This is a genomic window from Bacillus australimaris (assembly GCF_001307105.1).
Lineage (GTDB): Bacteria > Bacillota > Bacilli > Bacillales > Bacillaceae > Bacillus > Bacillus australimaris.
In genome coordinates this window covers 421255-442082 of record NZ_LGYN01000023.1, presented here as the reverse complement: position 1 = coordinate 442082, position 20828 = coordinate 421255, and the positions used below count along the sequence as shown (strand labels likewise).

General features: G+C 42.5%; 14 protein-coding genes. 4 read left to right on the top strand and 10 right to left on the bottom strand.

Features of this window, described 5'->3' with window-relative positions; genetic code table 11:
- Positions 1-18: 18 nt before the first annotated feature.
- The 9 genes from AKG37_RS11510 to AKG37_RS11470 all read right to left on the bottom strand — a co-directional run bounded on the left by AKG37_RS11510 (position 19) and on the right by AKG37_RS11470 (position 15691).
- Positions 19-984 (bottom strand): iron-hydroxamate ABC transporter substrate-binding protein, encoded by a 966-nt coding sequence (locus AKG37_RS11510; RefSeq protein ID WP_060698934.1) that lies wholly within the window; start codon positions 982-984, stop codon positions 19-21.
- 98 nt (positions 985-1082) lie between these two features.
- Positions 1083-2708 carry an ABC transporter substrate-binding protein gene (locus AKG37_RS11505; protein ID WP_060698933.1) on the bottom strand — a complete coding sequence of 542 codons (1626 nt, stop codon included), beginning with the start codon at positions 2706-2708 and terminating at the stop codon, positions 1083-1085.
- 123 nt (positions 2709-2831) lie between these two features.
- A complete protein-coding gene (locus AKG37_RS11500) occupies positions 2832-3053 on the bottom strand; it encodes an MbtH family protein (protein WP_060698932.1) in 222 nt (73 codons plus the stop codon).
- Between the two features lie 20 nt (positions 3054-3073).
- On the bottom strand, positions 3074-10222 hold the full coding sequence (locus AKG37_RS11495) for an amino acid adenylation domain-containing protein (RefSeq protein ID WP_060698931.1): 7149 nt from the start codon (positions 10220-10222) through the stop codon (positions 3074-3076).
- A 15-nt stretch (positions 10223-10237) separates the two neighbouring features.
- On the bottom strand, positions 10238-11146 hold the full coding sequence (locus AKG37_RS11490; RefSeq protein WP_060698930.1) for an isochorismatase family protein: 909 nt from the start codon (positions 11144-11146) through the stop codon (positions 10238-10240).
- A gap of 18 nt (positions 11147-11164) precedes the next feature.
- A complete protein-coding gene (locus AKG37_RS11485) occupies positions 11165-12784 on the bottom strand; it encodes a (2,3-dihydroxybenzoyl)adenylate synthase (RefSeq protein WP_060698929.1) in 1620 nt (539 codons plus the stop codon).
- A gap of 24 nt (positions 12785-12808) precedes the next feature.
- A complete protein-coding gene (dhbC, locus tag AKG37_RS11480) occupies positions 12809-13990 on the bottom strand; it encodes an isochorismate synthase DhbC (RefSeq protein WP_060698928.1) in 1182 nt (393 codons plus the stop codon).
- Positions 13991-14016: 26 nt separating this feature from the next.
- Positions 14017-14802: a 2,3-dihydro-2,3-dihydroxybenzoate dehydrogenase gene (locus AKG37_RS11475; protein ID WP_060698927.1), complete on the bottom strand. Its 786-nt coding sequence runs from the start codon at positions 14800-14802 to the stop codon at positions 14017-14019.
- 4 nt (positions 14803-14806) lie between these two features.
- Positions 14807-15691, bottom strand: coding sequence for an alpha/beta hydrolase (locus tag AKG37_RS11470; RefSeq protein ID WP_060698926.1), 885 nt, complete (start codon positions 15689-15691; stop codon positions 14807-14809).
- Positions 15692-16194: 503 nt separating this feature from the next.
- Here AKG37_RS11470 and AKG37_RS11465 point away from each other — a divergent pair.
- Positions 16195-16437 (top strand): hypothetical protein, encoded by a 243-nt coding sequence (locus tag AKG37_RS11465; protein ID WP_060698925.1) that lies wholly within the window; start codon positions 16195-16197, stop codon positions 16435-16437.
- Positions 16438-16588: 151 nt separating this feature from the next.
- On the opposite strand, the gene AKG37_RS11460 is transcribed toward AKG37_RS11465, so the two are convergent.
- Positions 16589-17446 (bottom strand): hypothetical protein, encoded by an 858-nt coding sequence (locus tag AKG37_RS11460; protein ID WP_060698924.1) that lies wholly within the window; start codon positions 17444-17446, stop codon positions 16589-16591.
- A 109-nt stretch (positions 17447-17555) separates the two neighbouring features.
- On the opposite strand from AKG37_RS11460, the gene AKG37_RS11455 reads away from it, so the two are divergent.
- The 3 genes from AKG37_RS11455 to AKG37_RS11445 all read left to right on the top strand — a co-directional run bounded on the left by AKG37_RS11455 (position 17556) and on the right by AKG37_RS11445 (position 20639).
- On the top strand, positions 17556-18512 hold the full coding sequence (locus tag AKG37_RS11455; protein ID WP_060698923.1) for a DUF4885 family protein: 957 nt from the start codon (positions 17556-17558) through the stop codon (positions 18510-18512).
- A 219-nt stretch (positions 18513-18731) separates the two neighbouring features.
- Positions 18732-20096: a replicative DNA helicase gene (gene dnaB, locus AKG37_RS11450; protein WP_003214779.1), complete on the top strand. Its 1365-nt coding sequence runs from the start codon at positions 18732-18734 to the stop codon at positions 20094-20096.
- Between the two features lie 129 nt (positions 20097-20225).
- Complete coding sequence (locus AKG37_RS11445) at positions 20226-20639, top strand: VOC family protein (protein WP_060698922.1); 414 nt, start codon at positions 20226-20228, stop codon at positions 20637-20639.
- Positions 20640-20828: the final 189 nt, after the last annotated feature.

The following is a 20828-nucleotide window of genomic DNA, read 5'->3' as shown; positions in this document are numbered from 1 at the left end:
GTCATTAGTCACATCTTTTTAGTTGTTTTGATCTAACCATTTGACAGCCTTATCAAGGAAGGTGGTTTTGCTCAGTGCTGTTCCTCCTTGAAGCATAGGGTCAACGACATTTTCATTGATGTGCCCATTTTTCACAGCCTTTAGGCTTGTCCAAATTTTATTTTGCTCTAAGTCCTTCAATGCATTTGGATTCGATGAGTTTTCCTCTTTAGAGAACTGAACAAAAATATAGTCAGGATTTAGTTCTCCTAGGCGCTCCAATGAAATCAATGCTTGTGCTTTGGCTTTTTTGATATCACTTGGTGCTGTAAATCCTAAGTCGCCATATAAAGTAGAGTTGAAGTATACGTCTTCAGGGTACACGTATAGGTCGCCTTGTCTAATGCGTAAAATGACAGCTGTTTTGTTGCTGCTTTTGTCTTTCAAAGTTTCTTTCGCTTGTTTGAGATCTTTCTGATAATCAGAGATGATGGTTTTGGCTTCTTTACTTTTTCCAGTCAGTTCGCCGAGTAATAATAGATTGCTTTCCCAGTCAGAAGAGACATGGGATACTGGGATCGTTGTTTTAACTTTATCTAGTTTTTTAATTGTTGCAGGCGGGAACTTGGTTGATCCGAGTATCACGTCTGGTTTTAGTTTTAAGATTTTTTCTAGGTTCGGTTCTGTTTTTTCACCGATGCCTTCTGTTTTTGCTGTGATGTCTTTAAATAATTCAGGGAAAGTGCCGCCTACAGTAGAAGCACCAATAGGCTCAATACCAAGTAGTTTTGCATCTTCCATTGATTCTAGGCTTCCAGCAATGACGATTCGTTTCACTGGTGTTTTGAGTTTGTACGTTTGATCTAAGTAGTTGATGTTTGTTTCTGCTGCTTCAGCTGACTTGCCTTTGGTTGTGTTTGAAGCAGGTTTATTTTCTGCAGCACCACAGGCTGCTGCGGTGATCGTCATGATACAAAGGATAAGCAATGCTAACCATTTTTTCATTTGTTTTCTCCTTTAACTGATAATTGTTCTCAATTAAAGATTGTAGTAGTCTTTCGTCCTTTTATCCATAGACAATGATCTGTCGAATGATGGACTTTTTACGGAAAAAAAGATAAAAGGTCCTGAATGACTCGTTGATGACTGGCTGCTGTGTATTCGCGCCAAGGGTCAGAAGTAAGCGGATAGACTGCTTGATGCGTCACAGCCTTGAGATTTTGCCAAGCCTCCTGCTGCTTTAATTTTTGATAAAAAGCAATGGTTTTTGGCTCTTTATGCAACAAGAGAAAGATGGCATCTGGGTCTAACTGCTGTATAGAGTGAATGCTGATTTTTTTTTCTATTAGCTCACCATCATTCTGAAAAGCTGGCAGAAGGCCAATGTCATGAAAAATTACTTCTGACATGGTGCGATTTACGGACAAGTAAAGCTGATCTTGAAAGATACGAAGAGGGAGGATGGTTTTTGGTTGATGATCGATAAGGCATGCCTTTTTCGCTTGAATGACGAGTTCCTCGTAAGAAAGCAGCCATTCTTCTGCTTCCCTCGTTTCGTTTAAGAACATAGCTGTTTGTCTGAATTGAGCGCGCCAATCCAATTGTGTGAATGGAACAAAGTGAACAGGACAGATCGTTTTCAACACTTGTTTTTCTTCCGCTGTCACATGATCATTAGCAATGATCAGTTCAGGTTTTGTTTCCTTTAATTGCTGTAAATTGGTTTCAGCGTGCTCGTTGATACGATGTGCACTCAGGTGAATCGGAATTTCTTCTGCATAATGCTCAAAATCATGTGCTGTCCATTTAGGGTGAAGAGGGGCAGCATATGGGATGATATGAATGGGTGTGAGCTGACCGAGTATGGAATGTCCATAGGCCGCAATTTTTCGTTGACGGCTTTTCATATAAGTAGATGGGGTGATGCCCGTTTTTTTCTTAAAGATGCGGCTGAAGTAATATGGATCTTGATAGCCGATTTCCAGTGCAATATCTTTGAGTTTTGCATTGCCTTTCGCCATTAACTGTTTGGCTCTAGCCATTCTTTTTTTGGTGATATAATCAGTCACACTCACATCAAAATGCTTTTTAAATAGCTCACTGTAATGATTGGCGCTGATTCCAGCCATTTGAGATAGACTTGTAAGGCTGAGGGGTTCTTCAGAATGCTGATCGATATATTGTTTTGTTTTAAAAAGGGCGTGTGCCGTGTCACAAATATCTTCTTTATGCAGTGTGAAAAGCTGTAAAATGAGCTGTTGAAAAAGAGTTTGGCTTCTAAAAAAGCTAATGGATTCAGGCTTTTGCCATTCCTCTGTCATGTCGGACAGTAAAGAATGAATTTGTTCAATCGAGCTAATATCGATAAATTGCCATACATTCAGTAAAGAACGGGCATGATCAGTTGATACTTCTCCTATGTTTTGATCTTGCATCGTGTAGAGCTGAAAGCGAAACAGAAAGAGCTCGTGTTTTTGATAAGGCTCTGTTTTCAGCATAAATGTTTCCCCAGGCATGATCGTATAGAGTGTCATATTTTTCAATCGCCATTTTTGATCGTTCAATGTGAGTAAACCGCTGCCGCTTATGCTGAAAAGAAGGCAGAATGTATCTGATAGCTGCTGCTCCGTATGCGGAAGCTCTGCATTATTTATTTTCTCAGTATATGTTAATCGATAGATGAATTGTTCGGCATTTGCCTTTGTACGTAATTGATTGTTGTTTCCCATAAAACCACCTGATCTCTTATTGATTGATAAATATTCTCAATTGAATTGTAGCAGAAAGAGCTGAAAGATGGTGATGTTTATTCTGTCAAAAAAGCACCCTGATGGAGATCAGGGTGCGATGATTTATTCCGTTTTTGCTAGTGCAGGTTCTTTTGATAAGCTTAATGGCCGTAAGTCCTGCCAGTGTGTCTGAATATAATCGATGCAGGCATTTCTAGTGTCTTCACCAAAGACTTTTTCCCATCCATCTGGCACTGGTGCAAATGATGGCCAAAGTGAATGCTGTCCTTGTTCATTGACAAGCACAAGAAATACACCGTCTTCACGATCAAAGGGATTTGTCATTTGTCATCTCTCCTTTATTCTTAGTGCTTTTGTTTGACCCGATGCAGTGCGTTGTCTAAGATGACACCAATTTCTGCTAGGGGTTTAGGCTGGCACATGTCTTTGTGCCGGCAATGAATGTCGTGCTGTTCAATTGTTCCGTTGATATAAGGTGCCCATGCTTTGGGATCAATAGGTGTAAACCAATCTGGGATAATGGTAGATCTAAAGAATAATATGTCTCCCTGATAAGTTTTTGGCTGATATTCTCCGAGCAATCGAACTGAATTGACGTAGGTTTCTTTTAGATTTCTAATGGCATCTTCACTTAAGCTTGCTAGTGCACTTCCATCTTTTTTCAAGATGTCGATAGCACTTTTCATCGTGAGAGGTTCACCTGTTAAGGTATCTGGATCATAACCACCGAGCGCGAGAAGAGCGATTAGTGCTTCTTCTTCATCAGGTGCTTCTTTAATCGGTAAGAAATGGTTCGGATAGGCATCCAGCATCGCAACGAGAGTGATTTCTTCACCTTGCTGCTGGAGCTGTGTAGCCATTGCCTGTACAACGTTTCCACCTAATGACCAGCCAAGAAGATGATAAGGGCCTTTTGGCTGAATGGTTTGGATGTGCTTGATATAATCCGCAGCCATATCATCTAGTGTGTGCGGGTAGTCATCCTTTCTTGCGATTCCTCGTGCCTGTAATCCATAAATAGGGATGTCTTTCTCTAATGTATTCAAGAGACCGGCATAGCACCAGCTAAGACCACCTGCTGGGTGAACACAGAAGAGTGGATATCTTTCTCCATTTGTTCGCAGCGGCAGCAAGATTTCTAGTGCGTTTTCATCGCTTCCTGTTTCTAGTTTCTCTGCCAAACTTGCAACATTTGGTGCTTCAAACAATGTTCCAATGCTTAGTTTGACACCAAGTGCATCACGAATGCGGCTGATTAAACGAACCGCAAGTAATGAATGCCCGCCAATGTCAAAAAAGCGATCGTCAATGCTGATTTTAGGCAAATCAAGCACCTCTTCAAAGAGATGACATAGGATTTCCTCTTTCGGGTTTCTTGGGCCGCGGCCATCCGCTTGCTGTAAATGCAATTGAGGTGCCGGCAGTGATTTTTGATCAAGCTTCCCGTTTGCTGTAAGCGGCATGGTATCAATCTGTACATAAGCCGCGGGCACCATGTAATCAGGAAGACTGGCTGCCGCAAAATGACGAAGGGTCTCTGTATCGAAACGGTCTTCTTCAGTTGTGACGACATAAGCGACTAAGCGTTTGTCACCAGGCTGATCTTCTCGCATAATGACGGCAACTTGTGCAACTGCATCGTGGCGTGCCAGAACGGCTTCGATTTCTCCAAGTTCAATGCGGAATCCACGTATTTTAATTTGATGATCAGCTCTGCCAATGTAATCAAGTGCCCCATCATCTGTCCAGCGCGCGAGGTCGCCTGTACGATACATCCTTGTGCCAGGTGCTCCATAAGGATCGGCAGGGAATCGATCTGATGTCAGGTCAGGTCTGCCTAGATAACCTCTTGCAAGGCCAGCTCCAGCTACATACATTTCACCTGTCGTCCCAGGGGGAACAGGCTGCAGGTATTCATCCAGTACATAAACGTGTAAATCAGGAATCGGCTCGCCTATTAAACTGCTGGATTTCTTTGTAATCATGTCTCGATTGAGCACATTGTACGTAACGTGTACGGTGGTTTCTGTAATGCCGTACATGTTAATTAGCTTTGGCTTACAGTCTGAGTGACGGCTGTACCAATCTTCTAATCTGCTAAGCTCTAATGCTTCACCGCCAAAGATGACATAGCGGAGTGATAATGATTGACCAAGTGTTTGTTGTTCCTTGTCTATCTGCATGAGCTGATAGAAGGCAGAAGGTGTTTGATTGAGCACAGTCACCCCTTCTTCGACTAGAAGCTGCAGCATCTCTTCAGGAGAGCGAGAGATGGTATGAGGTACAATGACAAGTCGGCCGCCATATAAAAGTGGTCCCCATATTTCCCATACTGAAAAGTCAAAGGCATACGAATGGAACATTGTCCAAACATCTTCTTCATCAAAATGGAACCAATGTTCAGTAGATGTCAGAAGACGGATGACATTTTGGTGTGGGATGACTACTCCTTTTGGTTTTCCTGTAGAACCGGATGTATAAATAATATAGGCCGGATGCAGAGAAGATAGCGGTTCAATTCTGTCTATATCAGTCGGATTGTGATTCGGCGTAGTCAACAATTGATCGCTCGTTTCTTTTTCATCTAGCAAAATCAAATCGCAATCAGCAGGGAGATGCACTGCAGCTGCGTTTGTTGTGATGCTGCAAACTGGTTTGGCATCTTGTATCATGTATGCCAGCCTGTCTGCTGGATAGTCAGGATCAAGCGGAACATAGGCTGCGCCTGCTTTATGAACGGCTAATAAGCTTACGAGCATATCGATTGATCTTGGCAGGGCAAGTGCAACGAACTGTTCTGGTCCAACGCCTCTTGCTATTAATAAATGAGCAAGACGATTGGCTTTGTTGTTTAACTCACCGTAGGTAAGCTGCTCCTTGCCATACGTTACAGCCACTCGATCAGGGTATTGCTTCGCCGTTTTTTCAAATAAGGCTGGGAGACTATGTGTTTGGTCTAACTGAGCGAATGTCTTTTTATCAGGGAGAAATGTTTGCCGCTCTTTATCTGATAAAATGTTCACTTGACCAATCGACAGGTGTGGGCGCTCAGTCACTTCTGTTAAAAAGCGCTTCATTCTGTCAGCGATTGCTCGAATGGTACTTTCTTTAAATACATCTGTACTGAATTCAAACAAACCTGTTAATCCTGCTGCTGATCCAGTTTCAGTTCTTTGTTCTGTCAATTCGATGGTCAGATCAAATTTAGCTGACCCTACTGGTTTCACGTAAAGATCTGAGTCAAGCTGTGTCAGCTTCATTTCCGCCTTCGGTGTATTTTGGAAGGCAAGCATGACTTGGAACAATGGATTACGTGATCTGGATCGGGTTGGATTTAGGATTTCGACTAATCGTTCAAATGGCAGGTCCTGATGCTCATAGGCTGCTAAGTCAACGTCTCGCACTCGCTTCAATAGCTCACTAAAGGTTGGATTACCATCTGTATTGGTACGTAATACTAGCGTGTTCACAAACAAGCCTACAATGTCGTCAAGTGCATCGTCATTCCGTCCAGCAATTGGACTGCCGATAGGGATATCTGTCCCCGCTCCAAGGCGTGTCATTAATGCTGCAAGTGATGCTTGAAGCACCATGAACAAACTCACTTGATGCTGCTTGGCAAGCTCAAGGAGGTTCTGATGTAAAGCGGGTTCAATCGTAAAGTCTATCGTAGCACCGTTGAAGCTTCCTTCCTGTGGCCGCGGGAAGTCATAAGGCAGCTCAAGTTCTTCAGGCAGGTCATGTAAGGCATCTTTCCAATAGCTGAGCTGCTTGGCAAATAGACTATCTGTCTCTTCTTCACTACCCAACAGCTTCTGCTGCCAAATAGCATAGTCAGCATATTGAACAGGTTCTGCTGGCAAGGAGATGGATTTTCCTTGTATACGGGCTTCGTAAGCAGCAGCTAAGTCTCTCGTCAATGGTGCAAGTGACCAGCCGTCACCAGCGATGTGATGCAGCAATAGAAGCAGCACGGATCGGTTTGCATCAAGCGTGAATAACTCTGCTCGCAGTGCAGGTTCCTCTTCAATTTTAAAGCTATAGCGAATGGCTTCGTTTAACTGACTCTCAATTTGTTGATCGGTTGAAGCTGTGACATGGAGCTCAGGCTGAACACTTTTCGGATGTAAAATGACCTGTCTTGGCATGCCATTCTTATCTGGAAAAATGGTTCTAAGGGTTTCATGTTTTTCAGTGATATCTGCCAGAGCACCAATTAGAGCTTTTTGATCTAGTGTACCTGTCAGTTGAATGACAAGTGGAATATTGTAAGTTGGACTTGGCCCTTCAAGGCAATGCAGGAACCAGAGCCGTTTTTGGGCAAAGGATAACGGGATTTCCTCTGGCTTGTCTTCTACCTGAAGCGGCGGCCGAATGTCCTTCGCTTTGTCAATATGCTGCGCAAGATCAGCAACCCGAGGAGATTCAAAAATGGTACTCATGCTTAGGTCTGCGCCAAGTGTATCGCGTATACGTCTAAGCAGACGAGCGGCGAGTAAGGAATGTCCTCCTAAGTCAAAGAAACTATCATCTATGCCAATTTGAGATACGCCAAGGGTTTCTGCAAATAAACTACATAACATGTCTTCTTGTGGTGTTCTAGGTGTACGCTCAGAACTAACTAAAGACATATTTGGTACTGGTAATGCTTTGCGATCGATTTTGCCGTTTGGTGTAAGTGGAAGTTCTGGCAAAACGACAACAGCAGAAGGCACCATGTAATCAGGAAGTAATGAAGCCACAAACTGTCTGAGCTCTGAAGGGTGTAGAGAAGAGCCGTCTGTCAGCACAACATATGCACAAAGCAGCTGTTGTCCAGGTTGATCCTCACGAACGATAACAGATGTATGCTTAATGGCTTGGTGCTGCATAATCACGGTTTCAATTTCACCTAGTTCAATACGGAAGCCGCGTATTTTAATTTGATGATCGGCACGGCTGATATAATCAATCGAACCATCTTCACGCCATCTGGCTAAATCACCAGTACGATACATTCTCGTGCCGCTTGTGCCGAATGGATCAGCGACAAAACGTTCAGCCGTTAAATCATATCGTCCAAGATATCCTCTAGATACTCCTTCACCAGCAATATATAGTTCACCGATTGACCCTGCTGGGACTGGGTTTAGTCCTTCATCTAAAATATAAACGCTCGTATTCCAAATTGGTTTACCAATTGCTGGTCCGCTATTCTCTTGATGTGCTGTGACATTTTCCATCGTAGACCAGATCGTCGTTTCTGTAGGTCCGTACAAATTGGTAATGTCGCATTGAAGAGATTGCAATGTATGCAAAAGGGAGGCAGGGAGTGCTTCTCCTCCAACAAGAACTCGCATACCTGTAATCACGTCAGGATATTCATCTGCCAATGCATGCCACAGCGTTGGTGTTGCCTGCATGATTGTGACATGATGAGAACGAATCATATCTGAAAGCTTTGCTGGATCTTGTATGGTTTCTTTTTTTGCCAATAAAATAGCAGCCCCATGTAATAGCGGGAGGAACATTTCCAGCCCGGAAATATCAAAGGCAATGGTCGTTACGGCTAATAGTTGGTCTTCTTGATCTAATAAAAATGAATCTTGCATGGACAATATAAAGTTGATTACATTTCGCTTTGTTACAACAACACCCTTTGGTTTGCCTGTCGATCCTGACGTGTAGAGGATGTAAGCCGGGTGATGCGGGGAACCCTCGCTCCAGGTCGGATTGAGATGAGAACTGCCTGCTATCTCCTGATGAACAACTGCATCATCCAGTTGAACAATGTGCGGATGGTCCAAACCGTCTGCTGTCTCTTTGACTGTGAGCAGGCACGCCGGTTTGGCATCATCTAGCATGTAGGCGACACGATCGTTAGGGTAATCTGGGTCTAGTGGCAGATATGCAGCTCCCGTTTTGACGACGGCTAATAGACTTACGACCATATCGATGGATCGAGGCAGAGCAATTGCGACGAATTGTTCTGGTCCAATGCCGAGCTTTTTCAAATAATGAGCTAATTGATTTGCCCGCTGATTTAGCTCTTCGTAGGTCAAAGTGATTCCTTCAAACTGTAGTGCTTTAGCTTCTGGCGTTATGTTCACTTGTTTTTCAAATAGTTCCCGTAAAGATTCCTTTGGTAATTCTCGTTTTGTATCATTCCAGTGATTGAGAATGGTCTCTTTTTCTTCAGACAAAAGAAGGTTGAATTGACTAATCGTCTGATCTTGCTCCAGTCCGGTTATTTCCTCTAGCAATTGAAGAAAACGATGCTGGTGAGCGTCAACTGCTTGCTCTTTGTAAACGGCAGGGTTTGCATCAAAGTCGATTTGAAATCCGTTCCCATCCGCGCGGTCGTATATGTTGATCGATATATCATCCACGGGTCCTGCCGAAAGATTATGTGCTTGACCAATGCTCTGATCGAACTGGAGATCATAATCAAATGGCATGATATTGATCTGTGGGCCAAATAATCGCTGATTTCTTCCGATAAGTTTAAAGTCTCTCCGCATGTCCTCGTGACGATATCGTTGATGAGGACGAATGGCTTTTAGCTCATCAGATACTTGGCGAACAAGTGCTGAGAGCGTCATTTCTGGTTTACATGTTAAACGAAGTGGTACTAGGTTCATGACCATTCCGGGTGTTTGTAAGGCGCACGATCCAAGGCGCATCATCACAGGTAATCCTAAAACAATATCATGCGCACCAGTCATACGGTGCATATAGAGTGCGGATGCCGCAAGAATCATTTCATGCCACGTACCACCGAAGGCTAGAGCATTTTTTTTCATTTTGCTTACCTTTGCGGCATCGTAGCTAGCTGTTTTTCGGATAAAATGATCCGACGTTCTTGGGGCAAGCTCCGCAAGGCTGACAATTTCAGGTTGATCAGCAAAGCGATTTTTCCAAAACGCTCGATCATCTTCAGATCGATTGGACTGTTGATAAGTGATCTCCTCTTGAACTACGTCATGTAAGACTCCAAATGTTTGAGGAGGCACAGATGTCCCTTTCGATAGAGCGGAATAGACCTCAGCAACACGACGTGCAATGAGCGAAAAGGCGAATCCATCAATGGCAATGTGATGAATGCGCTGATACCAAATAAATCGATCGTCAGCAAGTTGAAAAAGTACTTCACGGAATAATACATCTTTCTCTAAAGAGACTGGTGTTGAAAGATCTGCCTTCATCCATGCTTTAGCTGCATCAAGCGGCTGTTGTTCATTTTGTAAATTGATAAATTGAAATGGAATTTCTTTCTTAGATGTCAACCATTGCTTTGGACCGTCAGTATCCTCAACGAAGCGCATATACAAGGAATCTGCTTCTAAGACAGTCTTTCTAATGGCTGCTTCAAAGTGTATGGGGTCAATAGGACCTTTAATATCTATATACTCAGCTGTATTGAAAATAGGATTAGATGGATCAAGCTGCTGCGCATACCAAATGCCTGATTGGGCACCGGTTAGTGGGAATGAATCGACTGACTGGATCGACAAGGGTCTATACCTCCTTTACAAATAATCGATATTTGGAATAGATGGCTGTTTCTCTGGGAAAAGAAGAGTCCGCCAATGAGCGAGTGTTGGATTTGCTGCAAGCTCAACGAAATTGACTGTTGCTCCTTGTTGTCTCCACTTTTCTGCTAGGCTCATCATTCTAATAGAATCAAGCCCAAGGTAGACGAGATTCTCGTCAAGCGGTATTTCATTCGGCTCCATTTGGAGATACTCAGCTACTTGCTGAAGAATGGCCTCAAAGGATAGGTCATCACTTTCTGCTTCCTGTCCTGTTAAACGACGAATGATTTGATTGGTTGTTGTGGTGACTGCACAGCGTTCAGCTGCATAGGTCATCGCCATTTTGTGATGCTTAAGTGAAAAGTCAGCGACGGCATCGGCGACAAAAAAGGTTTCAATATCGAGCATGAATGCTTCTGCGGCTGTCAGCATACAGCCAATATGTGCATATACGCCAGTAATGATCAGTTGATCACGTCCGCCTTCTTGAAGAATATCCAAAAAATTAGATTTCTTGAATGCACTATAACGCCATTTTGTCAGCATTGTATCTTCCTCAGATGGAGCAAGCTGATCAATGATTTTTGTCAATGCTTCATCATCACCAAGTCCAGGTCCCCAAAAATCTGTTAATAGGGCACGATCCTTCGGGTCTTGGTCGCCAGGCTGTGCTGTATAAACGACTGGAATGCCAAGTTCATTGCATGTATCACGTAATTGTTCAATATGCTGAACTAATTCTGTAATCGGTGATGTATCTTGTTGAAATGCATTTAAAAAATATTGCTGCATGTCATGTATCAGCAGAACAGCACGTTTCGGATCTGGTATCCAGTTCACTTTATTTTCGGGTAAATCTTGTGTGCCTGGCATTGGATACGCAGGAATAGTAGGGATTGCCATGGTTTTCACTCCTCATTTTTATACGTTGGCAGTATGGGTTGCAGCTAATTCTCTTAATGCTTTTTTACTGACTTTGCCTACACCTGTTTGTGGGAACGCATCAATCCATTCAATGCGGTCAGGAATTTTATAGGCTGCGAGCCCGCGATCTCTTAGAAATGATTTTAAGACGTGCGGTGCTGGTTTGTTGTTTCCTTTCGCAATGACAAAGGCACATGAGCGTTCGCCAAGAAATGGGTCTGGCATGGATACCATGGCGGCATCATGAATGTCAGCATGCGCAAGTAAATGGTTCTCAACTTCTTCAGCGGCAACCTTTTCGCCGCCACGATTGATTTGATCCTTGTCTCTGCCTTCTACAACAACATTTCCTTCTTTGGTTAATCGCACGATGTCACCAGTTCTGTAAAAGCCATCGGGTGTAAATGCTTTTTTGTTTTGTTCATCGGCTTTATAGTAGCCGCGAATCGTATAAGGTCCTCTTGTTAAAAGGTGTCCAGCCACTTCATTTGGAACGGGCTTGTCCTCATCATCTACCACTAGTACCTCATCATATTCAGACATCGGGCGTCCTTGTGTATGAATAATGACATGTTCAGGATCATCTAATCTGGTATAGTTGACCAGACCTTCTGCCATGCCAAAAACTTGCTGTAACTTACATCCAAGGGTAGGCATCACTCGTTTTGCTGCCTCAGCACTGAATTTAGCACCACCGACTTGTAAGACCTCAAGGCTGGATAAATCATCTGATCGATGAGGAGCGGCCTCTAGCCAAATCAATGCGATAGGTGGAACGACAGCGGTAATGGTCGCGCGTTCTTTTTCAATGAGTGGAAAGACAACATCAGGGCTTGATCCAGGTGCAAGAACGACTCTTCCGCCTGCGTATAACGTTCCAAGGACTCCAGGCGAGCTTAATGGGTAGTTGTGCGCAACGGGAAGTGTAGCTAGATACACACTATCTTGTGTGAGCTCGCACACCTCATTGCTTTTCCAAAGACTATAAATATAGTCATCATGTGTACGAGGAATCAGCTTAGAAAGGCCTGTGCTGCCTCCAGATAACTGAAGAAATGCAATATCGCTTGCCTCTACATGAATGTGCGGATCAAGTGCTGGATCCTTGCGCAGATCATCCAAGCCAAGGAATTCCTCAGCTTCCCCTGCAACAATGACATGAGATAATGAGGGAAGCTTTTCTTTCACTTGACGCGCGAGTGATCGATAATCAAAGCCGTCAGCGATATCTGGTATGACATATGCGTCTGCTTCGGCAAATTCAATAAAATAAGTGATTTCACTGCTTCTATGAGATGGCAGCGAGAAGACGGGTAAAGCACCGATTCGAAATAAAGCGAAAATGACTTCAAAAAAAGCAGGAATATTCGGAAGCTGCACGACAACTCGACTTCCTTTTTGAATTCCAAGCTGATGAAAACCGGCAGCAAGACTGCTGACGCGCTCATCGAGTTCTTGGTAGCTCATGTGCGTATCAGCGTATGTAATCGCTGTTTTATTTCCTAACGATGCGGCACGTGCACGAAGCATACCGCCAAAGGTTTCCCCACGCCAACAGCCGTTTTCACGGTAGCGTTTTGCAAATTCTTCTGGCCATGTAGGTGGTTGAACAAACATGTTTTTGTCATCTCCTAAATATTTTTATCGCTGATGGATGCCCATCGCATGAAGCATCGTGTTGAATTTTGCAGATGTTTCAGCTAGCTCTTCTTCTGCCTTTGATCCTTTGACCACCCCTGCACCAGCAAAAAGGCGAAGTGACTGACCCTCAGCTTCTGCACAACGAATGGTGACAATCCAATCACCATCACCATTTTCATCTGCCCAGCCGATCATTCCTGTGAAAAATCCTCGATCGAAGGGCTCGATTGCTTGGATGGCTTCACGTGCATCTGCTGTAGGTGTTCCGCATACTGCAGGTGTTGGATGAAGGCTCAGCGCTATATCAATTGAGGACACATTTGGATCTGCTAATTCACCTTTTACGACAGTAGATAAATGCCACATCGTTTCTGTTTGTATGACGGATGGTGATGCAGGCACATCTAGTGTATGACAGTAAGGAGCAAGCGCTTTAGTGACAGCTTCGACAACCACTGCATGCTCGTGTAAATCCTTCGCTGAAGTAAGGAGTTCATCGTGACGGCGCTTGTCTTCTACTGGATCTGAACTGCGGGGCCGAGAACCAGCGAGTGGATTGGAAATCACAGATGAACCAGTTTTTGAAAGAAGCAGCTCAGGACTTGCCCCAAGAAGTGTTCGCTTTTCGGAAGATGCCGGGTCAGCTACATTTGTAGCAAACGTATAGCCAGTCGTATTATGACGAGCCAGTCGTTCGAGTATTGCTTTCGTATGAATTTCTTGATTTGATTTGAGATGGAGAGATCGAGAGAGTACGATTTTGCTAAGCTCTCCGCTCTCAATTTTAGCTAACCCTTCGTTCACACCTTCCATGTAGACATCTGGAGCAGGGACAGGTGTCACCTCATAGGATGGAGATACCTCTTCAGGTTCCTCATCAGCTTGTTGAAATTCGAGTGGATCACTAAACTGTACATGGACTGGCACATTTAAACGAACGGGCTGTACCGGATCAAACGGGACAGCACCAGCAACAATCGGTGCTTGAATACCAGCTTGTTTGGCAGCGTCAAATACGTGCGCTACCTTTGTGGATAGTTCATTTAGTTGATTGGTTTCAATATGCTTGAATATCCCTTCGGCAAGTATCGTGCGTTTAGGGGAAGCAAGGAAAAAAGCGCCTGGCTGATAGTCTTGAAGCAACTGTACTTTTTCTTCTGACGACAATAATGAATGTTTCATGAAAAGGCCTCCTTTTGAATGAAATGCTAGATTCCGAGTGTTGCGCCACCATCAATCGTGAGATTCTGCATCGTAATATGACTGGATTGCTCAGATGCAAAGAAAATGACTGCATCAGCGATGTTTTGAGGATCAGCGATTTTTTGTAAAGGAATACCGGTTTTATACGTCTCTAATGAGCCTTTAATCACCTGATCTTCTCCTTGTTCATCAGCCCATAAAGCCCATTGCATAGGTGTTGCGGTAGAGCCAGGAGAGACGACGTTGCATCTGATTCCGTAGGCTGCCAGCTCTAATCCAAGTGTTTTTGTAAAGGAAGTAGCTGCTGCTTTCGAAGCGGCATAGGCAGCCATATTCACTCTAGGGATGGCACCTGCGTTAGAGCTGACGGTCACAATGACCCCATCTGATCTTTTCATCATGTATTTGGAGACAGCTTGAGATACGTAAAAGACTCCATGTGTGTTGACTGCGAAGGTTTGTTGCCAGTCATCTGCACTAAGCTGGTCAATGGAACTGATTCGAAGAATGCCTGCTACATTGACCAGTAAATAAATGGGGCCAAGCTGCTGTTCAATTTGATCGACAATGTGCTGTACAGAAGCTTGATCGGTGATGTCACCTGGATAGGCAAAGGCACGTATCCCGTCATCATTCATTTGTTGGACGTTGCTTTGCAGCTGGTCTTCATTTGCATCAACTGCTGCAATAATCGCACCTTCTTCGGCTAGTCTTTTTGCGACTGCTTGTCCAATACCTTGTCCTGCGCCTGTGATCAGGGCAATTTTTTGAGATAGACCACTGTGTTTCATGTGTTCACTGCCTTTCCTTCATGTCTGTGGTTGTGAAAGAATCATCATGATAGAGTGCAAAACGAAAAGCGTAATTCATCAGCACTGGTAAAACGGACGTATGTCCTTCTTCAGGGAACTCGTGATAGGCCGTATGCAAGCCATATGAAGATAAAGGCAGCATCCGATTTACTAGTGCATGTGCATGATCATTCATTTGACATGGATGATGTTTTTCTAACTCACCTACACCTACAAGTAGCCTGACATCCATAGGCACCTGACGTATATGGCTGGTGAATTGATGTTCTTTTTCTAGAAATAATGTTTTGTTCCAGTGGATAGAAGGACTGCCTGCAATATATGTCTGATAAGCATCAGGGTGCTCAAATAGTGTGTTTAATACAAAAAGACCACCAAGAGAATGCCCAAATAGTGTTTGACGACTCTGGTTGATCGGAAAGCGCTGCTCGATATAAGGCTTTACCGTCTTTTCTATAAAAGAAAAGAAAGAAGAGGCGCCGCCATATGTATGAATGGAGAAGTCCTTTCTTTTGCCCCCAATGGAAGCGTCAGGGCCGGTAAGAGTGAGATCATAATGCCTAAGCGGATGGTAGGGCGCTTCTGTCTGATAGCCAATCCCAACAATGATGGCAGGTACGACACCTGTTTTTTCAGGTCTTCTTGACTGTAAACGAATGGCTTCGACCATTGTGCCAAAAAGTGAATTCCCATCAAGCACGTACATGACCGGAAAACCAGCCGCTGGAGGAGTAGTATTCGGTTTAAATATAAAAAGTCTGTATGGGTATGCTGTGATATCCAGTTGTTCCGTCCCAGGTATAAAAAAAGGACGGCTTTCTCCAAAAAGTGAATCCTCAGTACCCATTCCTTCAGGGCGTTTGGACATATGTAAAAAATCCCCTTCCTCAAATTGACCCTTATACGATGAAAAAAGCAGGCTTGCGGATATAGGGTGAGTTTAGTAATAGAATTCAAATGAAAATGGTTCTCAATGATCACGCAAGCAAATCAAATGATAATGGTTATCAATTACGAAGTCAAATATTCATAAAGTTGTGTAATTGATGATTTAATCCCAATATTCAGAAAATAAAGGACTAACTAACTACCAAATGATTGGAAATAGGGAATGTCGGACTGTGTCATTTAAACGGAGGAGAAATACCAAAAGGCCTTGACCGTCTCGGGATATTTACCATTTTCTTCTGTTTGATTCAGGAATAAATATAGGTTTTTCTTCTTGAAATCATTTTAAGGAAAAATAAGTCTATAGACCTGCTTGTATTTTAAGGAAAAAAGAGGAGGATTTTATGAAAAGCTGGTGATCATATCTCACAACTTATTCAATATCTTGCATAAATTCATATACAATTTTCTATGGAAGACAAGATGGAAGGGAATGTAGGCACAATGAAAACCACCCCATTAGGAAAACTGAAGCTAAAACTGCTTGAAAATCAACTCAAACTGAAAAATACGTTTACAATGGAAGAATATCATGAAATGAAGCAATCATTGCATGAAATACGGATGATATTTGCAGCCTATGAACAATGGGATTTGTACCAGCGGGCCACCGATTTGATCACCATCCTCCTCTTTCAACACGCCATCAAAGAAAACCACCACTAACACTATGAGCAGCGTATTTCTTTATGAAAGGACAGTGCTGCTTTAAGAGAGGCAAAAGATATATAGCATCAAAAATACGGCAATTAAAAAAGTAAGGGATGTCCCCTTACTTTTTGATCAATCGGTGTACATGTCTGTAAACACCATTCAATTAGAATCCATCTGTGACATCATATTCATAACGGATATCGGCTTTGACATTGCTCATAGTGGATCTCGCTGTAGCTTTTGCATTGTACTTAAAGTTCCATTTTTGAGCCACTTTTAATTCATCTTCCAGTGAAATACGATAAGAACCACTTGTTGCAGATGAAAAAAGTGATGTGTACCAAATATTACTTTCACTAGCCATCAGTTTGTGTGTAACATTCCCTTGGTTTGGTGTTTGGGTACTAGTTGTCGTAATTGATTTTACGATAGCGTTGTTAGGAATAGAAGAATTGGTCGTTAAATCCATTGTAATGACAGAAGAATCAACACCTGCTAGGTTCAAAGAAGAATTCCCCAAGTTGGTAGCAGTCCCGGTAAAATTGAATGTCCCATTCCCAGATTTGATACGATCTTGGATGGAAACAGTAAAGTACATATTCCCTGTATATGAACCACGGGTCACTTTCACAAAATAAGTTTCTGAAGTTGAAGTAACGTCACCAGTATTAGCAAAAATAAAGGGCGTTACTGAATCAGGGTTAATGACTCTTGACCCTGGCTTAGAACTCTTCGAATTATACACTTCGATTTTCATCCCCGTGTATTGCTTATCATATGAACTTCGCACATAAACCCTTTCACCCTTATTAATCGTGAACTGATAATACGCTTCATTTTCACCTTCAGGTAAGATTGTCGTGTCTGGACGACTACTTTTCCAATATCCCATTGAGCTAGCTGTGTTAGGGCTGTTATTTCCCGTAATAGCTGCTTCCGCTGAATTAGATGCAAAAAAACTAGTAACAAGCACTAATGCCAATGCAGGTAATAAAAAACGTTTGAAGATAGTATTTGCCATATTTTAACCCTCCTTGTAATAATTACTATATCGGATCAAAACTAACAAATTTTAACTTAATTGCCGATATATTTAATAATCACTATTTTTTAAAAAAAGGAGAATCAAAATGAATATTAATACGTCATACTCTGCAGGTGCCTCAAACAATCAGAGCCGAATCGACTATAAAGGTCAATCAGCCATTAAAAGTACAAATGAGGTGATGACCGAATCTGATAGACGGATGAAAATATTAGATGAAAAATACGAAAAAATAAATGAACAAAATAAGCGTTTCAAAAATCCTCAAGGCCATATTCACGATAAGTATAGAAATTCTAACTCACCTTACTTCAGGAGTGATCTAACTAAAGTAGAGAGAGAAGCTGCTTATACGATGGAGATTGGCTGGGCTAATTCTGGAAAAGGAGGTCAATATGATTTTAATGACGCCATCTTCCGTAATGAAAAACGGTATGACCCTACCCAAGAAAGTGTAGAAAAGAAAATACTCAATCGTCAAAAGGTCAACGAACAATTACAAGATTTATTCTCTAAAAACGGTATAATCATTCCTAAAAACACCAATTTAACTTTTACCATTGACCCGAATAATTTCAAGCTAGTGGTGAGTGGTTCAACAGACGAATCGCTGATCAGACAAATAGAAGATCTATTAAATACAACCAACAATACAAGAGAATTATTTTTCCATATCATGAAAAGCAGAAATGAAGATTCTACTCAATTCACATCAGATTCTCTTGCCAAATTTCATCTTGTCAACCAAATCAAAACGGTCACAGGCTACAATTTAAAAGATTTAAGCATTGTAAACGGTCAATTTGTAACGGATAACGGGACGAATATTTTTGATCTATACAAAGAAGAACTTCTGAAAAATCCATACACAGCAGAAAATGCACGTATTGCCGCTTCTCATTATGGTGCACAGCTCTTTGATTTAGCCAAAAATGGGTTTGATTCTATTCCCGATTTGGTGTTATCTATTGGGTATCAAAATGGTTCTTTACAAGACATTGGACAAAAAGAGAATTATGGGATTAAGAGAACGATAGATTAACAAAACGTGTATGACAACAGGTACAAAACTAGATAGCGATAATAAAGGACTCTATAACAATCTTGTTACAGAGTCTTTTCTATTGAAATGCGTTGATTTGCTGTTCAACAAAAAATCAACATGGTAATTTTGACTATAGTCGATGTTTTTCACTTTTTTATTGATGAAAATGTTAAAATGATGAGTAGCGTATTTTTTTATGAAAGGACGGTGCTTGGCATGACGGAACTTCTCGATGACCGGCTGCCGCCGCAAAATATAGAAGCCGAGCAGGCCGTATTAGGTGCTGTTTTTTTAGAACCATCTGCGCTAACGCTCGCTTCTGAGGTATTAATTCCAGAGGATTTCTATAGAATGTCGCATCAAAAGATATACAATGCGATGCTTGTACTTGGCGATAGAGGGGAACCGGTCGATCTTGTCACGGTGACATCAGAACTTGCCAATACAGATTTACTAGAAGAGGTAGGCGGGATTTCGTATTTAACTGATATTGCGAACTCGGTTCCAACTGCCGCAAACATTGAATACTATGCAAAAATTGTAGAAGAGAAATCCATTTTAAGACGTCTGATTCGTACTGCGACAACCATTGCACAGGATGGGTATACGCGTGAGGATGAAGTAGAGGATCTGTTGAGTGATGCTGAAAAGACCATTATGGAAGTGGCACAGCGTAAAAATTCAGGAGCCTTTCAAAACATTAAAGACGTTCTTGTTCAAACATACGATAATATTGAACAGCTTCATAACCGCAAAGGCGATATCACAGGGATTCCAACAGGATTCTCTGAGCTTGATCGGATGACAGCTGGATTCCAGCGAAATGACTTAATCATTGTAGCGGCTCGTCCATCAGTAGGGAAAACCGCCTTCGCATTGAACATCGCCCAAAATGTCGCGACCAAGACGGACGAAAGTGTCGCCATCTTTAGTTTAGAGATGGGGGCTGAGCAGCTAGTTATGCGTATGCTTTGTGCAGAGGGGAATATCAATGCACAAAACCTAAGAACCGGTAATCTGACAGAAGAGGACTGGGGCAAGCTGACAATGGCAATGGGGTCGCTGTCAAACAGTGGGATTTTCATTGATGATACACCTGGAATTAGAGTAAGTGAAATTCGCTCAAAATGTCGCCGATTGAAGCAAGAAAATGGTCTTGGTATGATTCTGATTGACTACTTGCAGCTCATTCAAGGAAGCGGACGATCAAGCGATAACCGTCAGCAAGAGGTTTCTGAAATCTCAAGGGCATTAAAATCGCTGGCAAGGGAACTTGAAGTTCCGGTTATTGCCTTGTCTCAGCTTTCACGTGGGGTTGAGCAGCGTCAGGACAAACGTCCGATGATGTCTGATATTCGTGAATCAGGAAGTATCGAGCAGGATGCCGATATCGTGGCATTCCTTTATCGTGATGATTACTACGACAAAGAATCAGAGAATAAGAACATTATTGAAATCATCATTGCCAAACAGCGTAACGGTCCAGTTGGTACAGTATCACTGGCGTTCGTCAAAGAATATAACAAATTCGTCAACTTGGAAAGAAGATTTGACGATGCGGGTGTTCCACCCGGTGCTTAAAGCCCAGCTCAAGAAGCTGGGCTTTTTTTGATTCGTCTACATCGAAAGAATGATGAAAAAACGATCGAAATGAGGAGGAGAGGGAGAAAGAGAGCGGGTATACTCAAAGAAGAAAAGGAGTGATGACTGATGAAATTTCAACAGTTCAAAGCCGCTCAATTACGCATTGCACGCCCAACCGTCAACATGAAAGAGGTTGTTTCTTTTTATGAGGAAGGCTTAGGGCTTAAACGAATCGGCTCATTTGATCAGCATGAAGGGTACGATGGTGTGATGCTTGGGCTTCCTCAACAGCATGTGCATTTAGAAATCACCAGGCATGAAGAGGAAGAAGTTCTGCCCGTCCCGCACCCAGAACAGCTGCTTGTTTTCTATATTCCTGATGCAGAGGAATTTCAGCAAATGAAAGAGAGATTGATCTCATTCGGCGGACGGCATGTCACCTCAACCAATCCATACTGGGATCGAGGAGGAGCTACCATTGAAGATCCAGATGGGTATCGAGTTGTGCTGATGAACACAGAAGGAATCACACCCGTTTAAAAAAGACGCCCATTTTTGGGGGTCTTTTTTTGTTTCGTGCCAATCGCAGTGGTTGAACAGCTGGAAACGATAAAAAGTTGTTTTTGCTTTAAATCTCCTTTTTTAAGCGCTGAAGAAGTGATTAAAGCGCTTTTCTTCATATTTAAAACGAACAAAATTCGATTTCGAGATATTAATGTTCGGATTTCA

Excerpts from the sequence above, each read along its gene's own strand:
- AKG37_RS11465 (WP_060698925.1), top strand. The coding sequence starts at position 16,195 with ATGGAAGGGAATGTAGGCACAATGAAAACCACCCCATTAGGAAAACTG.
- AKG37_RS11500 (WP_060698932.1), bottom strand. The coding sequence starts at position 3,053 with ATGACAAATCCCTTTGATCGTGAAGACGGTGTATTTCTTGTGCTTGTC.
- AKG37_RS11485 (WP_060698929.1), bottom strand. The coding sequence starts at position 12,784 with ATGTTTGTTCAACCACCTACATGGCCAGAAGAATTTGCAAAACGCTAC.
- AKG37_RS11470 (WP_060698926.1), bottom strand. The coding sequence starts at position 15,691 with ATGTCCAAACGCCCTGAAGGAATGGGTACTGAGGATTCACTTTTTGGA.
- AKG37_RS11505 (WP_060698933.1), bottom strand. The coding sequence starts at position 2,708 with ATGGGAAACAACAATCAATTACGTACAAAGGCAAATGCCGAACAATTC.
- AKG37_RS11490 (WP_060698930.1), bottom strand. The coding sequence starts at position 11,146 with ATGGCAATCCCTACTATTCCTGCGTATCCAATGCCAGGCACACAAGAT.
- AKG37_RS11510 (WP_060698934.1), bottom strand. The coding sequence starts at position 984 with ATGAAAAAATGGTTAGCATTGCTTATCCTTTGTATCATGACGATCACC.
- dnaB (WP_003214779.1), top strand. The coding sequence starts at position 18,732 with ATGACGGAACTTCTCGATGACCGGCTGCCGCCGCAAAATATAGAAGCC.
- AKG37_RS11475 (WP_060698927.1), bottom strand. The coding sequence starts at position 14,802 with ATGAAACACAGTGGTCTATCTCAAAAAATTGCCCTGATCACAGGCGCA.
- dhbC (WP_060698928.1), bottom strand. The coding sequence starts at position 13,990 with ATGAAACATTCATTATTGTCGTCAGAAGAAAAAGTACAGTTGCTTCAA.
- AKG37_RS11455 (WP_060698923.1), top strand. The coding sequence starts at position 17,556 with ATGAATATTAATACGTCATACTCTGCAGGTGCCTCAAACAATCAGAGC.
- AKG37_RS11445 (WP_060698922.1), top strand. The coding sequence starts at position 20,226 with ATGAAATTTCAACAGTTCAAAGCCGCTCAATTACGCATTGCACGCCCA.
- AKG37_RS11460 (WP_060698924.1), bottom strand. The coding sequence starts at position 17,446 with ATGGCAAATACTATCTTCAAACGTTTTTTATTACCTGCATTGGCATTA.